The organism is Lacipirellula limnantheis (assembly GCF_007746075.1).
GTDB lineage: Bacteria > Planctomycetota > Planctomycetia > Pirellulales > Lacipirellulaceae > Lacipirellula > Lacipirellula limnantheis.
In genome coordinates this window covers 51,304-66,796 of record NZ_CP036339.1, presented here as the reverse complement: position 1 = coordinate 66,796, position 15,493 = coordinate 51,304, and the positions used below count along the sequence as shown (strand labels likewise).

The 15,493-nt window shown below is 62.3% G+C and carries 11 protein-coding genes; 8 read left to right on the top strand and 3 right to left on the bottom strand.

Annotated features, from left to right (window positions below; translation table 11 throughout):
* Window positions 1-144: 144 nt before the first annotated feature.
* The gene (locus I41_RS00250; RefSeq protein WP_145429843.1) at window positions 145-372 is read right to left on the bottom strand and encodes a SlyX family protein; all 228 of its coding nucleotides are present in this window, start codon (window positions 370-372) and stop codon (window positions 145-147) included.
* Window positions 373-491: 119 nt separating this feature from the next.
* Between I41_RS00250 and I41_RS00245 the strand changes: the two genes are divergently transcribed.
* Entirely contained in the window at window positions 492-956 is a 465-nt protein-coding gene (locus I41_RS00245) for a 4a-hydroxytetrahydrobiopterin dehydratase (protein WP_246133764.1), read from the top strand.
* Window positions 957-1,438: 482 nt separating this feature from the next.
* Window positions 1,439-4,738 carry an ELWxxDGT repeat protein gene (locus tag I41_RS00240; RefSeq protein WP_168206576.1) on the top strand — a complete coding sequence of 1,100 codons (3,300 nt, stop codon included), beginning with the start codon at window positions 1,439-1,441 and terminating at the stop codon, window positions 4,736-4,738.
* Window positions 4,739-4,815: 77 nt separating this feature from the next.
* On the opposite strand, the gene I41_RS00235 is transcribed toward I41_RS00240, so the two are convergent.
* Window positions 4,816-5,388, bottom strand: a complete 573-nt coding sequence (locus I41_RS00235; protein WP_145429839.1) for a hypothetical protein — start codon at window positions 5,386-5,388, stop codon at window positions 4,816-4,818.
* Between the two features lie 622 nt (window positions 5,389-6,010).
* Between I41_RS00235 and I41_RS00230 the strand changes: the two genes are divergently transcribed.
* From I41_RS00230 to I41_RS00210, 5 genes are all read left to right on the top strand, one after another.
* A complete protein-coding gene (locus I41_RS00230; protein ID WP_145429837.1) occupies window positions 6,011-7,786 on the top strand; it encodes a glycerophosphodiester phosphodiesterase family protein in 1,776 nt (591 codons plus the stop codon).
* A gap of 244 nt (window positions 7,787-8,030) precedes the next feature.
* Window positions 8,031-8,243 (top strand): hypothetical protein, encoded by a 213-nt coding sequence (locus tag I41_RS00225; protein WP_145429835.1) that lies wholly within the window; start codon window positions 8,031-8,033, stop codon window positions 8,241-8,243.
* Window positions 8,244-8,564: 321 nt separating this feature from the next.
* On the top strand, window positions 8,565-9,692 hold the full coding sequence (locus tag I41_RS00220; protein WP_145429833.1) for a hypothetical protein: 1,128 nt from the start codon (window positions 8,565-8,567) through the stop codon (window positions 9,690-9,692).
* A 59-nt stretch (window positions 9,693-9,751) separates the two neighbouring features.
* Window positions 9,752-10,915, top strand: a complete 1,164-nt coding sequence (locus tag I41_RS00215) for a YhdH/YhfP family quinone oxidoreductase (RefSeq protein WP_210421081.1) — start codon at window positions 9,752-9,754, stop codon at window positions 10,913-10,915.
* Between the two features lie 278 nt (window positions 10,916-11,193).
* Window positions 11,194-13,422: a penicillin acylase family protein gene (locus I41_RS00210; protein ID WP_168206575.1), complete on the top strand. Its 2,229-nt coding sequence runs from the start codon at window positions 11,194-11,196 to the stop codon at window positions 13,420-13,422.
* 86 nt (window positions 13,423-13,508) lie between these two features.
* Here I41_RS00210 and I41_RS00205 read toward each other — a convergent pair whose 3' ends face one another.
* A complete protein-coding gene (locus tag I41_RS00205; protein ID WP_210421080.1) occupies window positions 13,509-14,345 on the bottom strand; it encodes a carboxylesterase family protein in 837 nt (278 codons plus the stop codon).
* Window positions 14,346-14,482: 137 nt separating this feature from the next.
* On the opposite strand from I41_RS00205, the gene I41_RS00200 reads away from it, so the two are divergent.
* Complete coding sequence (locus tag I41_RS00200) at window positions 14,483-15,415, top strand: PSP1 domain-containing protein (RefSeq protein WP_145429829.1); 933 nt, start codon at window positions 14,483-14,485, stop codon at window positions 15,413-15,415.
* The last annotated feature ends 78 nt before the right edge of the window (window positions 15,416-15,493 follow it).

Here is a 15,493-nt window from a genome sequence, read left to right as displayed (position 1 = left end):
GGCACTTTTCCAGACAACACGCGCCGAAAAATTCACAAACCCGCAATCTGCCATTAGGGCGTTCACACTGCCTAAACGGCGATATGTCCCATCCTTGAAGCATGCAATCAGCTGGCCGTCGGGGGGCGTTCCCCCCATCTCCGCTTAGTAGTGCGGCGGTTTCTCATGCGGCAAATCTTCACCCAAACCGCTCTGCGCCAGCCGTTCCACCGCCGTCACATAGTTCGCGAGTTCCCGCTCCAGCCGCTCCACCTGACGTGCCTGCCCCAGAACAACGGCGTTCAGCTGGTCAAGCAAGTGTTGAAGATGAGTCAGCCGCTCCTCCAGGTCGGTCAGGCGGCGTGCGTCGGTCGGTGGATCAGACGGGGTCATCTTGGGATTTTGCCGGCATCCACGTCAATAGAACATTGCTTCAACCGGGCAGTTTAAGGTTCAAACCGCGCCAAAGCCACACCTTCCGGGGATTGGAGCGACTGCGGGGACTCGCGATAATGCATCGAACGAATCACGCCGGCTGGCGGAGCGCGCCGCCGACGGCCCGCCAGCCTGCCGAGCCCAATCCCATTCCCTCCGATCCTGCCAGCGAGACGAAGCCCATGGCCGCTCAAACCCCCGGCGAACTGCGCCACAAAAAATGCCTCCCCTGCGAGGGTGGCGTCGCCCCCTACTCGCCAGACGAGGCTCGCGACCAACTGCAGCAGCTCGACGGCTGGCGCCTCACCCACGACGGCCAACGGATCCGCAAAGACTGGACCGTCAAAAACTTCATGGCCGGCATGCGCTTCTTCAACGAATGCGCCCGCGTCGCCGAAGAAGACGGCCACCACCCCGACCTCCACATCGAGGGCTATCGCAACGTCTCGGTGGAACTCTGGACCCACGCCATCGGCGGCCTGAGCGAGAACGACTTTATTCTGGCGGCGAAGATTAGTGAGCTACCCATCGAGGTGAAGTAGCAAAGCAACCAATCCCTACTGCACTCGAATAAGAAATGGTAGCCGTCTGCAGCGACCTCGCTGCAGACGAATTGCCGTGCAACTTGCAGAACCTCGCCTTAAGCCTCAAGTTGTCACTAATTTCGACGCCCTAACGCGCCTTGGCATCGCCCTTGCTGTGAGTCTTCACGGCCGTTCTTCGCCACGCCCTTTTCGACAAAAGGGAACCAAGAGAGGCAATCTTGCAGCGAAAGTATGAAGGTTCGGTGAACAGACTGCTCGATGCCAACTGCCGAAGTTCATGGTCCAATTTTGCCTTTGTCACGCGTTTTTTCGCATTTGATAGGTAATCGACTTCTCCGCTATACAACGATGGCCGAGATTCGCTGCAACGAGTATCTTAGCTATTACAAGATAGCCGTTTGTTTCTTGCTCCGCCTGTTGTTCGCCTACCGTAGAGTCTCCCTGCTTGAACTATGTCAAGATCTCGCCAACGCCCAAGCATGTCCGACGCCCCTCGTGACCCCAATTGCGGTTCGCGGCAGCCCAGAATCGAATCGCTTGAATCTCGTTACCTCATGAGCGGCGTGCCGGAATTGGTTCTCGACGTCAACGTTTCCACCGACTCGTCGAACCCGACGCAAATGGTGGAAGTGAGCGGCACGCTGTTTTTTGTCGCCAATGACGCGACTGCCGGACAGGAACTCTGGCGGAGCGACGCGAACGGTACGGCCCGCGTCGCTGACATTCGACCAGGAGGAAACGGCTCGCGCCCCACGCAGCTGACGAACGTCAACGGTTCGCTCTTTTTCTTCGCCAACGACGGCGCCGGTTCCGCCCTCTGGAAATCGGACGGGGCCGCGGCGGGAACGGTTCGCGTCAAAGATGTGCGCGTTTCATCGTTTGGCGACTACTTGGGCGCCGCCATCAACGTGAGCGGCACGCTCTACTTCGTCGGCAACGATGGCGCGAAGGGCTACGAGCTTTGGAAAAGCGACGGCACGACGGCCGGGACCGTGATGGTCAAGGACATTGCCCCCGGGTCGGCCAGCAGTGCGCAAAATATCCAGCGAACGACGTCAAACAATCTGATGAACGTCAACGGAACGCTTTTCTTTGCCGCGGAGTCGGTCGCAGGAAACTCCGAACTCTGGAAGAGCGACGGCACCGAGGCGGGAACGCTCCTCGTCAAAGAAATTCGTTCCGGCAACCAATCCTCGTCTCCCACTCTGGTAGCTAACTCCAGCGGGACGTTGATCTTCACGGCGAATGACGGCGTGAACGGATTCGAAATGTGGCGGAGCGACGGCACTGAACTTGGCACCATGTTGATCAAGGACGTCTTCGCCGGGGCTAAGAGCGGGACGGGAGTCTTCTCTCGCAACGGCTCCCAGGTGCCTTTCGCCGAAATCGACGGCGTCGTCTATTTCGTCGGCAACGACGGAGTCAGCGGAGCAGAGCTTTGGAAGACCGACGGGACGGCAGCGGGAACCGTGATGGTCAAGGACGTTCACGTCGGCGCGACTTCTTCAAGTCCAACGAAGTTTTATCGCGTCGGCAACCATGTCTACTTCGAGGCCGACGACGGAACGCATCGCCGAGAATTGTGGCGTACCGACGGCACTGCCGCAGGAACGGCGTTGGTCAAAGACATTTCGACGGGCTCAAGCGCTTTCGTCCAACCGCTGGCGGCTCTCGACGATATCTTGCTGTTCCGCGCCAACGACGGCGTCCTCGGGTCCGAGCTCTGGCGCACCGACGGCACGGAAGCGGGAACCTATCTCGTCAAGGACATTCATCCCGACTTTACCTCAATTCCAAACGGCGCAGTTGCTTCAGGCATCAACGTCAACGGCGTCGCCTACTTCGCAGCTAACGACGGAGTCCACGGCATCGAACTCTGGAAGAGCGATGGGACCGCGGCTGGGACGACGCTGGTCTTCGACGTCTGGACCTCCACGCTGAACGCCAACCCGCTCAACCTGCTGATGGTTGGCGACGTCGGCTACTTTACGGCTGAGAACGGCGTCGATGGCCACGAGCTATGGCGAACGGACGGGACCGCCGCGGGCACCTATCGCGTCAAGGATATTTACACGGGACGCCTCGCTTCGGCGCCCGATCACCTCACAAACGTCAACGGCCGCCTCTTCTTCGCCGCCGAAACCGAGGGAATGGGTCGCGAGCTCTGGACCAGCGATGGAACCGAGGCGGGCACCATGCTGGTGAAAGACATTCGCCCCGGCTTGGCCAGCGGCATTACTATTCATGGGGAGCTCATTGCCCACACTGACGGCAAGCTCTATTTCGAAGCAAGTTCCGATCCCAACGACGGCGAGCTATGGGTGAGCGATGGAACCGAAGCCGGAACTTATAAAATCGTCGATCTCGAAACGGTCAATCCGGGAAGCGAACCGCGCGATCTCACAAGCATTGGCTCGAAAATCTTCTTCAGTGCGCAAACCAATCCCTACGGCCGGGAGCTCTGGGTTTCCGACGGCACGGCCGCCGGAACAAGATTGGTGAAAGACGTTTGGACCGGCAGCGGCAGCACCAATCCGGAACATCTGATCGCGTTCCAAGGTGAACTTTACTTTACTGCCCAAAAGCTCAATAGCGCCTATGCCTTATGGAAAAGCGATGGAACCGAAGCGGGGACCGTCGAACTGTCTGATCCCAATTTTGAGGGAGCGCTAGCTCCCCGAGAGTTGACCGTCGTCGGCAATACTCTCTTCTTCAGTGCACGCAAAGGAAGCGATGGCTACGAGCTATGGAAGAGCGACGGAACCGCCGCGGGAACCGTCCTGGTGAAGAATATCCGGCTCGGAATCGAGGGCTCCTCGCCACAGAAGCTGACCAACGTCGGAGGAATCCTCTACTTCACGGCCGACGACGACGTCCACGGCCGCGAGCTTTGGCGCAGCGATGGAACGGAGGCGGGGACCTACCTCTTACGCGACGTGCTCATCGGCGCTGAAGCGAGCGGTATCGACCAGCTCACGGCCGCCGGCGGCTTGCTCTACTTTCGGGCCGACGACTCCACGCACGGCCAAGAACTCTGGCGGAGCAACGGCACGAGCGACGGCACCTTCATGGCGTTCGACCAAACGCCCGGCAGCAACGACGCGAACATCGATTGGATTCGCGACGGCGGGAACCGGCTCTACTACTCAATGCACACGCCCCAATTTGGCAGGGAACTGTGGTCGCTGGAACTGTCGCATCCCAGCGGCGACTACGATGCCGATTTTGTCGTCGACGGGGCCGACTTTTTGGCGTGGCAACGCTCATTCGGCGCCGTCGCGGAACCGGCCGGAAGCGGCGCCGACGGCAACGGCGACGGCGCTGTTGACGGCGAGGATCTCGACGTGTGGCAAGATGCTTTCGGCCAGCCGCCTGCAACGACTGCATCGCTAAGCGCGGCGGCGACGACGCTCTCCTCAGTCAGAGACGCCGGCAGCCAATCCGACGAACCACTGACGTCGACGGCCGAAGCAACTCGCACCGCAGTTCAGTCGACCATTCAATTCTCCAGCGTCACCGCGTTGGGATTAGATGGCCGGCAACTAACGCCAGTGGCGCGGGAACGAGGCCCCGCCCCGTTGCGTCGAAACTCCGGAAACGCAGAAAAACAATCGGCGCCAAAGCGATCGCCTGGGGAGAAGCTAGAGTTGCGCCATCGTCCGACCACGACTCAAATGTCGGGCGCGGTCGACGAGCACGATCGTTCGACGCTACTTGCCCAGGATGCGGCTCTCGAAGAACTTGCCGAGTTGGCAGGCTGGTCGATTCGAAAGATCTAGCGCGCCGCTCGAATCGTCGCCACTCGGTTTGCATCGCCGCTTGCCGAGCAGGGCTTAGTTAGTATTGGGAACACCGACTACTTCTTCGCCGCCGGCGCCTCCAACCCCGTCGCCGCCATCTCATCCAGCAGCTTTTGCCGGCGCTCAGTCAGCCCATCCAAAAACTCCTGCCGATTCCCATACCCGCGCAGCGCGTACTGCTCCGCGACGACGCCCCCAGCCGGATCTTGGGCGTAGCGAAACAAGTTGTACTCGGCGAACGAATCGTCCGGCGGGGTGACGATGAACTCGATGACGGCGTCGCTGCCATCGGGATCGCTCTGCAGATTCGTCGGCGCCCCAGGATACTGCTCCGCGACGCCTTCGACGGTCCGCTGGGCCAAGGCTTGCGCGTCGTCTTGCTCAGGAAACCGGCGAATCGACGCCAACTGGGTCCACTTTTCCAGCGTCTCTCCCTCGGGGATGAACTCGGCAATCGGCAGTTCGGGATTCTCGTTTTGCCAGGCCAGGTTCAACCGCTGTCCGTCGAACGTCACGTACTTCGGCGGCGCGGCGATCTTCGACGTTTCAGCGTGAGCCGTCGACCACGAGGTGGCCAGCGCGACGAGTCCAAACAAGACAATGTAAGGGCAGGCAACGGTCAATCGCATAGCAAGCTACCTCTGTCAAAGCGACAGGAAAAAGGGTCGAGCGAATTCGACGGGAAAAGACGAAAAGCCACAGTAACTATGGGTCGCTCTTGCGAAGCAGGCGGGAAATCGCGACCTCCCCCAGGAGATCTGAGTCGCAGCCGATGCCATAAAACCGGACCAGACCTTATGATTGGGATAAGAACCCTGTGACCTGGCAGTTTCGAGTCAACCCACATGAATCGCCGTAACGATTTTATTGACCGCGGTTGCGAATTGGCCCGGTATCAACTCACCGCGCGAGTCCGACATGAAGTCACATCGGATTTTCGAGAACGATTAGCTCGTGCATCTTGGGTCGGCCGGCTCCGCCTGCATTGGGCCATGCGCCGTGAGCTCAACGCACGGCTCAGACGACTAGCTCCGAGCGATGCGCTCTATTAGGCAACGCAGGCATGGCGGTCAGGCCATTGCCGGCACAGCCCCCACCCTGCGGCGCTCCGCGGCGCGTGCCTCTTTTCTCGCCCCGAATGCGCCCGCTGCGGCGGAATTTGAGCGCCGCTTCGAGTAAACTGCTGCTGTCGGGAGTCGTGATCAACCGCGCTCCCTTGATTGACCTTCCGAGAAGATGTTTGGCCCTCGCATGCAACTTGATCTCCCCCGGCGACGCTCGTCCTTCGCTCTGATCGCTCCGACCCTCCTCATGGCGACCGTCGGCCTCTCTCTCATCCCGCGCACGTCGCGCGCCGTCGACGTCACCTGGAACTTCGACGGCGCTACTCCGCTGTCCGCCTCGATCGGCGTCGGCTCGATCACTTACCGCGACGTTTTAGGAACCGGCTGGGGACCAACGACCACCGCGTTTGGACTACAGACTGCCCTCGGCCTCCCCGCGTTCCCCGACGGCGGCAGCGGCGGCGTGATGGGATTCCCGGCCACGAACCCCAATCAAGGCTACCAGGTCAACCATGGCGGCGCCGCGGCCGACGCCTACACGATGATCTGGGACTATCTCTCGCCCGCCGCGTCCGACGGCAAATGGCGCAACCTCTACCAATCGGACCTCACCAACTCGAATGACGGCGAGTTCTTCATTGCGAACTCCCTCAGCGGCGGCATCGGCATCTCCGGACAATACCAGGGGTCGATCGTTCCCAACGCGTGGAACCGCATCGCCGTCACGCGCCAGTCCAACGGCACGATGAACAAGTTCATCAACGGCGCCCTCGTCGGCACGCAGTCGGCGACCGACGCCCGCTGGACGCTTGATCCGTCGTTCTACCTCTTCACCGACGAAGACAACGAAACGGCGCCAGGCTACGTCAGCAGCTTCCGTTACGTCGACAGCGCGCTCCCCAGCGAGCAGGTCCGCCTCCTGGGCAACGTCAACTCCGCCGGCGCCACCGTCGCCGGTCCGACGATTCCCGATCCCTCGCCTGAACCGCCCGCCCCGACGCCGCCGCTCTTCGGCCGCACCCAGATCATGGGCCACCGCGCCGGCGGCACGCTGGCCCCCGAAAACACCCTCGCTGCCGTCGCCAAGGGGTTCGAGGTCGGCATCGATCTCATCGAGATCGATCTCCATCTCACCTCCGACGGACACGCCGTCGTCCTCCACGACGACACCGTCGACCGCACCACCAACGGCACGGGCCCCGTTTCGAGCAAAACGCTCGCCCAGGTCAAAGCCCTCGACGCCGGCAGCTGGTTCAGCCCGCAGTACGCCGGCGAAAAAGTGCCGACGCTCACCGAGCTGCTGCAGTACGTCGACGGCCGCGCGCGTATTCTGCTGGACGTCAAAGTCGCCTCGAACCAGGCGTTCCGCAACGCGGTCAACTCCGCGATCGTCGCCTCCGGCGCCTCGCTCGACGACATCTGGGTCTGGCCCGCCAGCAGCCAGTACACCAGCGACCCGCGCTTCGGGAACGCCGAGATTCAACTCCTCACCTCGATCCCCAGCAACCTTAGCGACGCCAATCTGCAAGCGCTCAAGGCCAGCGGCGTCGCCGGCCTGTCGGTCGGCGACGGCTCGATCACGCAAGAAGCGATCAACGCCTTCCACCGCAATGGCATGTGGGTCGACGTCTACACCGTCAACAGCCCGGCGCGCATGGAGCAGCTGATTGCGATGGGGGTCGACTCGATCGAAACCGATCGCCCCGATTTGATGGCCGACATCATCTACGCCGGCGACGCCGACAACGACTTCGACGTCGATGGCGCCGACTACTTGTCGTGGCAGCGTCAGGGGAACTTCGCCGCGAACCTCGCCGCGTGGAAGAAGACGTTCGGCCACCAACAAGGCAGCCTCCCCGCCGGGGCCGTCCCCTTCGCCAGCGCCGTCCCCGAACCAACGGCAGCCATTCTCGCTGCCTGCGGAGCCTTCGCGATCGTCATGCTGAGGCGATCGCTGTCCTGACCCGGTCGTCATTCTGAGCTAATCGTCATTCTGAGCAAAGCGAAGAATCTGGCGTCTCGATTGAGACCAGTCCAATGACGGTCGAACCGCGAGAGCCGGTTCCAAGAATCGGCGGTTCAAAACGAATCACGCTGAGGCCGCCCATGATGACTTTGGCGGCCCTATTCGGGAAAGCTATAGTATTCCACTTCTCCTCCCGCGCCCGGAAACGCTCCAGCCCCTATCACTAGAAAGCCCTCGCCCCATGTCCCAAGGTTCCACCGGCAACGTCATCGCCGCCGTCTGCAGCTTCTTCATTCCGGGCCTCGGCCAACTGGTGCAGGGCCGCCTCCTCGCCGCCGCCGTACAGTTCGTGCTGGCCGGCATCGTTTGGGCCATCACGCTGGGCTGGTTCGGCTGGGTCGTCCACATCTACTCGATCATCGACGCCGCGCGCTACAAAGGACCGGGGTATTGAGCGACCGTCGCAGATCCGCATGTTGCTTCTGTTAGCCTCCAGCTCACCTGAAGCGTGAAGTGGCATCGATCTCGCCCCCCCAGGACTGGTCCGCTTCAGCGACCAGTCGCCCCGCCAAATCTCGCCCCCCGCGCCCTAAAAGTGGCCGCGCCGCCCCAAATTCTCCCCAGAATCTCGCCAAAAGATTCCCCCCACTTTTGTGTTGAAAATGGGCCACGCGATTCGCTAACGTGAACACCTGTTCATGTTGGTGGACGAATGAAAATCTCGCGCCTTGGCGTGAGATCTTCTTCTGGAGCGAATAGGAAAGGGGGAAAAAAGATGATCCTAGAAAACCACATCCGCGGCCGCCGCCGCGTGCTCGACGACGCGAAAAAGGCCCGCCTCTGCGAGCTGATCGATCAAGAAAGCTATACCGTCGAACAAGCGGCCGAGTCGCTCGACGTTTCCTTGCGCACCGTCCAGCGCGAACGCCGCTACGACCAAGACTTCGATCACGAAGTGCGGCTCGCGCTGCAGCAATCGCCCGATCCCTTGAAGCTGATGGAACACGCCGCCAGATCGCACTGGCGGGCCGCCGCCTGGCTCTTGGAGCGGACCAAGCCCGAAGAGTTCGCGCGTAAGCCGGTGAACATGACGAGCCTGAAGCTCGTCGCCACGGCGTTCCGCTACATCCAGGAGGCGGCGCTGGAGACCGTCCCTGCGGAGTGCCGCGAAGCCCTCTATCGCCACACGCAAGCGGCGATCGAACAGTCGTTCGACTGCTGCTTCCCCATGCGCGGGAAGTGGGGCGAACCGAAGATCAAGCAGCTGCCGTTCGCGACGCCGCTGGCCGATGTCCAGTCCAGTAAGTTCTGGGGCGAACCAGTCGGCGTCCTCCACGACTACGACGAAGAGGGAAACATCGTCTTCCCGCCGCCGGTCGACCCGGCCGAAGTCGCCGCCCGCCAAGCGCGGGTTGCCGAACTCAAGCAGCGCCTCGCCGAGCGCCGCCGCCAGGAAGCGCTCGGCCCCCGGCCGGCGGCAGGAATTCTGTCGCCGAAAACGGCGGAAACGACAGAATTCAACGCGACAAAAAGCGCCGCGGCAGAAAGGGATGACGCGACAGAAATCCCATTCCCCGCCGAACCAACCGCCGACGACATTCTGTCGCCAAAAACGCCGGAAACGACAACAAGCGCCGCGACCGCATCATCCCCCGTCGACGGCAACCTCGAACTCGTCATCGCGCTGGTCGAGCGCACCATCGACGACGAATGTCCCGAGACCTGGCACGACACCGAAGAGCTCGATCATCCCGACGCGCAAGATCCTGACATTCGCCTGCGGCTCCTCAGCGAGCGTCTTGAGCGTCACCGGAGGAAAGAGCGCCGCCAAGCGCGAGCCGCCGACAAGAAGGCCAAAGCCGCCAGAAAGCGCGCCCAAGCCCAACGCCGCCGCGCGGCCTGAACGCCCAACGGGGTCGACGCTCAACGGGGTCGGGGGCCTTTTGCCGCTGGAGGCGCTCAATGCCGTGGAGACTCTCCAGCGGCAAAAGGCCCCCGACCCCCTCCAGCGATCCACGTCAAACCGATCCGCAGCCACTGCTGATGCTGCTGATGCTGCTGCAGAGCGACGCGCGCGACCTTCCCACGCGGAGCGTGGGAACGGGAGTGTATAACTTCAGCATGTCATCACAACAATCATTCCCATGCCTGGTCGTCCGCCGCGGCGAAGACGGCGCTATCTCGTGCGCCGTCGAAGAGACGACCGTCGATGCACTGCCGCCCGGCGACGTCCTCATTCAAGTCGCCGGTTCGTCGCTCAACTACAAAGACGCGCTCGCCTGCCGCGCTCATGAGGGGATCGTCAAGTCGCTCCCGCACGTTCCAGGAATCGATTGCGTCGGCCGCGTCGTCGAGAGCAGCAGCCCGGAGTATTGCCCCAGCGATCCCGTGCTGGTTACCGGCTACGAACTTGGCTCGGGCCAATGGGGGGGCTTCGCCGAGTACGTTCGCGTTCCGGCGGAGTGGGTCGTGCGACTCCCGGCCGAGCTGACGCCCGACGAGGCGATGACTTACGGCACGGCCGGGTTCACTGCCGCGCAATGCGTTGAGCGGATCGTCAACCACGGCATCAAGCCCAGCGACGGCGAGATCGTAGTGACCGGATCGACTGGGGGCGTCGGTTGCCTGGCCGTCGCACTGCTGGCGAAACTTAACTACCGCGTCGCCGCCGTCACTGGCAAGCCCGAACAAGCCGCCCTGCTCACGCGGCTCGGCGCGGCGACAATCCTGCCGCGCGAGGAGGTCAGCGACGCCGCCGACCGCCCGCTGCTGAAGAGTCGTTGGGCCGCCGCCGTCGATACGGTCGGCGGCCCCGTGCTGGCGACGCTCGTGCGCAGCCTGGCTTACCGCGGCTGCGTCACCGCCTGCGGACTTGTCGCCGGCGACCAGCTCCCGCTGACGGTTTATCCGTTCCTGCTGCGCGGCGTCACGCTCTACGGCATCGATTCGGCCAAATGTCCCCGCGCGCCGCGGCTGGAGATCTGGCGGCGACTCTCGTTGGAGTGGAAACTGCATGATCTGGAGTTCCTCCGCCGCGAAGTGACCTTGAGCGAGCTTCCCGCCGCTGTCGAACAAATGCTCGCCGGAAAATCCCACGGCCGAGTACTCGTGCGACCGCATGCCTAAGCACCGAAGACGAAAAACTTAACCGCCAAGAGCGTCAAGAGCGTCAAGGAATACAACAGTCAAATCAAAGAAGAATGGAACCGCTGATGAACGCAGATGAACGCAAATAACATCAGCAAGAAACATTCATCTCGCCAATTTTTCATCTGCGTCAATCGGCGTTTATCTGCGGTTCCTCATTGGTCCCCGCATTTCCTTGGCGCTCTTGGCGTCCTTGGCGGTTCAAAAAACTAGCTCCGCAAATTATTCACTTCATCACTAATCACAGAGAGATGAGAATGCACAGCCGACTCCGCATTTTCCTCTGTGCTCTCTGTGTCCTCTGTGTTGAGGCATTCTCCACCGCAGCAGAAACAGACTCCCTCCCCACCGCCGGCGAACTCGCGCCGCGCGTGACCATCCACCGCGACGAGTTCGGCCTTGCGCACATCATCGGCGAGGACGACGAGGCGACGATCTTCGGCTACGGCTACGTCCAGGCCGAGGACTTTTTCTGGCAGGTCGAAGACGTCTACATCCTCGCCCTTGGCCGCTACAGCGAAGTCCACGGGCCGCAGGGGCTCAACTCCGATTTGCTCAACCGCGCGTTTGAGATCGTTCCCCGCAGCCGGCGCGACTTCCCCGCGCTCGATCGCAAATCACGGCGGCTCTACGCCGCGTTCGTCGAGGGGATCAACCACTACGTCAACACTCATCCCGACGTGCGGCCGCGGCTGATCGAACGCTTCGAGCCGTGGCACGTCCTGGCGTACTTCCGCATGGTCGCGCTGGAACTGACGTTTCGCTTCACCGGGCTCTCCGACGAATACCTACCGCGCCGCAACCCGCAAGTCTGGTCGGCGACCGGCTCGAACGGCTGGACGGTCAGCGGCTCGCGCAGCGCGAGCGGCCATCCGCTGCTGATGGCGAGCCCCCACATGCCGTGGTTTGGCTTCACGCAACTCATGGAGTCGCACCTGCAAAGCAAGGGGGGCGTCGACGGCCCGGCGTGGAACTTCATCGGCGCCGGCTTCTACGGCAGCCCGACGCCGGCGATGGGGCACAACGATCGGCTCGGCTGGACGCTCGTGACGAACCGGCCCGACGTCGCCGACCTCTGGCGCGTGAAGTTCACCGACCCGCAGCGGCCGCTGGCCTACGAATACGCCGGCGACTATCGCCTGGCCGAGGAGTGGACCGAAACGATCCGCGTTCGCAAGTCGCAAGGGCTCGAGGACCGCAAACATCTGTTTCGCAAAACGCATCATGGGCCGCTCGTGGTGCGCGAGGATGACCGCACGATGCTGGCGGCGCAGGTCTCGGGGCTGTTCGAAGCGGTGCCGATGCGGCAAGCGCTGCGGATGATGCGGGCGCGTCGCCAAGAAGAATTCCGCACGGCGCTAGCGCCGATGCAGATGCTGTTCATGAACGTCATCTACGCCGACTGCGACGGCAACACGTCGTATCTCTACAACGGTCGCATTCCGCGCCGCAACCCTCGCTTCGATTGGTCGCAGCCAGTCGACGGCGCCGATCCGGCGGCGGAGTGGCTCGGCGTTCACGAGCTCGAAGAGCTGCCGCAGGTGAACAACCCCGCCGCCGGCTTTCTGCAGAACTGCAATTCGACGCCGTTTCAAGTGACCGACGGCGGCAACCCGCGGCCGGAAGATTTTCCGGCCTACATGGTCGGCGACGCGGAAGTTCGCAACCGGCGTTCGCTGCGCTCGCTCGAACTGCTGCGCGGCGTCAACAAGATCACGTTCGCCGACTGGCAGCGGCTGGCCTTCGACGCCGAAGTCTACTGGGCGCGGCAGGAGTTGCCGAAGTTCGCCGCGGAATTGGAACAGCTCAAATCGTCGGATCCGCAAGCAGCCGAGCGCGTGCGTCCCTATCTTGAGCATCTTCTCGCCTGGGATGGGCGCATCACGGCCGACTCCTCCGCGGCCGCGCTGTGCACCGCTTGGTACGAGTTGCTTTACGGTCCTAACTATCCCGGCGAGACGCTCCGCCCGCAGTTCGAGGGAGATCCGGTCGAGCAGTTGGCGGCGCTGGCGCGCGCCGCCGAAGGGCTGGCCGACCTGCACGGCAACTGGAAAATTCCTTATGGCGAGCTCTATCGTGCGCAACGGACGTCGCGCGTCGCCGACCTGACTGACGCCCGGTTCGTCGACGGCGGTCCAAGTTTGCCCTGCCTGGGCGGACATGGTCCGATGGGCGTGGCGCTGACGCAGTACTACTCGCCCAGCATCGACGTCCCTCTGGTGATCTCACAGAAGAAGCGCTACGGCATGGCGGGCGTCTCGTATCTCGCCGCGTGGGAGTTCGCTCCCGAAGGCGTTCGCGGCGCCAGCCTCGTCCCGTTCGGCGTCAGCGGCGACCCGCGCTCCTCTCACTACTTCGACCAGGCGAAGCTGCTCGCCGAGCAGCGACTCAAGACGGAACGCTTCACCGAGCAACAAGTGCTGCGGCACGCGGTGCGGAGCTATCGCCCTGGAGAGGAGGTCACGCCGTCAACTGGTTCAGAATGATCTCACGCAAAGGCGCGAAGTCGCTAAGTAAATGCAAGCAAGAAATGTCTTCTTTGCGCCTTCGCGCCTTTGCGTGAGACCTCTTCTTATTCAGACTTCCGTTGCGCAAAGAGCCAATCCCAAGTTTGCCGGTTGTCGAACGTCGGCGTCCACGAGTTGTGGCCGACTCCTTCGTACTCCGTGTAAATCGGACGCCCGCCCACGGCTTTCAAGGCGGCGATCATGTCGCGCGAGCGGCGCGGCGCCACGGCGAAGTCTTCGCTGCCGTGGAAGGCCCAGACCGGCGTTGCTTTGAACCCATCGGCGTACGCCGGATCGCCGCCGCCGCAAATCGGCGCTGCGGCCGCAAGCAGCTCTGGCTTCCGTTGCAGGATGTCCCACGTACCGTATCCCCCCATCGAAAGGCCGACGCCATAGAGCCGACTCTCGTCCACGGGGAACTCCTTCTGCAGCGACTCCAGCAGCTCGAACACCAGCGCGAGCGACTCGCTCGGCTCGGCCGGCATCGCGTGCTCCTGGGCGTCCCAGGGGACTTCCACCCACTTCTTCTCTTCGGGACATTGCGGGGCGACAACGAACGTCGGGTAGCGCTTGCGCAGCGCCTCGTCAGCGAAGTTCCCGCCGCCGTGGATCAATTGGCGCACATTGTCGTCGCCGCGTTCGCCCGCGCCGTGCAAAAACAGGACCAGCGGATACTTCTGCTGATCGTCGCCTTTCGGCTTCGCCTCGAAGTCGATCGGCTTCAGCAGGCGGTACTTCAGCACCTTGCCATTGGAGCCTGTGAACTCACGGGCCTCGAACTTGTCGGCGCCCGCGACGGCGGGTTTGGCAGCATCTTCGGCGTTCATCTGTGCCATGGGAAACAGGGCGGCGGGCAACAGTGCCAGAAAAGGAAAATAGCAACAGCGGCGAAAAGTCAACATCAGTCGAGTCCCCGATAAGTCAAAATGATTCCTCATATCATATCGCACGGCCATGCGGGCCGCACGCCCCGCGCTTCGTTTGGGTACGGGGTTCCCCGCCATGGCCGGTCGGCAGGCCACGGGATATACTGCCGGTTATGCCGAAGTACGTCGTCCGACATGGCGTGATGCGAAACCTGAGCGTGCTTGGCACGCGAGCGGGCGAAGCGTATGCGCGCGGCATGCAGGTGATCATCCGCACGCAGCGCGGCATCGAGGCGGGCGAGGTCCTTTGCGAGGCGACCGAGCACGTGGTCGCCAACATGGTCGACCCCAAAGGGGGCCAGATCCTCCACGAACAATCCGAAGAGGACAAGCGCGAGATCCGCCGCCTTGCCGAGCAGGAAGAACGCGAGCACAAGGCTTGTCGAGACGCCATCGCACAGCTCAATCTTGAGATGAAGTTGATCGACGTCGAGCGGCTCTTCGGCGGCGAACGCGTCGTCGTCTATTACCTGGCGGAGGACCGCATCGATTTTCGCCAATTGGTCAAGGATCTGGCGAAGGAATTTCAGACCCGCATCGAGATGCGCCAGATCGGCGTCCGCGACGAAGCGAAGCTCTTGGCCGACTACGGCGACTGCGGCAAGCCCGTCTGTTGCAACACCCATTTGTCGGAAATGCCGCCTGTATCGATGCGGATGGCCAAACTCCAAAAGGCGACGCTCGATCCCAGTAAAATTTCTGGTCGCTGCGGACGCCTGAAATGCTGCCTCCGCTACGAGTTCGACGTCTACCAGGAGCTGCAAAAAGACTTGCCGCCCATAGGGTCGCAGATTATCACGAATAAAGGGAAGGCCCACGTACTCGCCCAAGAGATCCTGGCGGGTCAGCTGCTGGTGCAGATGGAAGACATGCGTCGGATTGTGATCGACGCGGCTGACGTGATGACGGTGCTCAGTCGCAGCGGCGGCCGCAACACGCCGAAGCGCACCGGCGGAACTCAGCACCAAGAGGAAGAGGCCGGCGGAGGCGTGGCCCAGGCGGAACGACCGGCAGAGGAGTTGCCGGAAAGCGATGACGGAGAATAGGACGGATCCCTAGCCGCGAGCTTCACGACGCGGCGCAGCAATTCTTGACTCCACGACGTTGAACCTGCCGTATAATTC

Coding starts and splice junctions, on each gene's coding strand:
- I41_RS00250 (WP_145429843.1), bottom strand. CDS start 372: ATGACCCCGTCTGATCCACCGACCGACGCACGCCGCCTGACCGACCTG.
- I41_RS00245 (WP_246133764.1), top strand. CDS start 492: ATGCATCGAACGAATCACGCCGGCTGGCGGAGCGCGCCGCCGACGGCC.
- I41_RS00240 (WP_168206576.1), top strand. CDS start 1,439: ATGTCCGACGCCCCTCGTGACCCCAATTGCGGTTCGCGGCAGCCCAGA.
- I41_RS00235 (WP_145429839.1), bottom strand. CDS start 5,388: ATGCGATTGACCGTTGCCTGCCCTTACATTGTCTTGTTTGGACTCGTC.
- I41_RS00230 (WP_145429837.1), top strand. CDS start 6,011: ATGCAACTTGATCTCCCCCGGCGACGCTCGTCCTTCGCTCTGATCGCT.
- I41_RS00225 (WP_145429835.1), top strand. CDS start 8,031: ATGTCCCAAGGTTCCACCGGCAACGTCATCGCCGCCGTCTGCAGCTTC.
- I41_RS00220 (WP_145429833.1), top strand. CDS start 8,565: ATGATCCTAGAAAACCACATCCGCGGCCGCCGCCGCGTGCTCGACGAC.
- I41_RS00215 (WP_210421081.1), top strand. CDS start 9,752: ATGCCGTGGAGACTCTCCAGCGGCAAAAGGCCCCCGACCCCCTCCAGC.
- I41_RS00210 (WP_168206575.1), top strand. CDS start 11,194: ATGCACAGCCGACTCCGCATTTTCCTCTGTGCTCTCTGTGTCCTCTGT.
- I41_RS00205 (WP_210421080.1), bottom strand. CDS start 14,345: ATGTTGACTTTTCGCCGCTGTTGCTATTTTCCTTTTCTGGCACTGTTG.
- I41_RS00200 (WP_145429829.1), top strand. CDS start 14,483: ATGCCGAAGTACGTCGTCCGACATGGCGTGATGCGAAACCTGAGCGTG.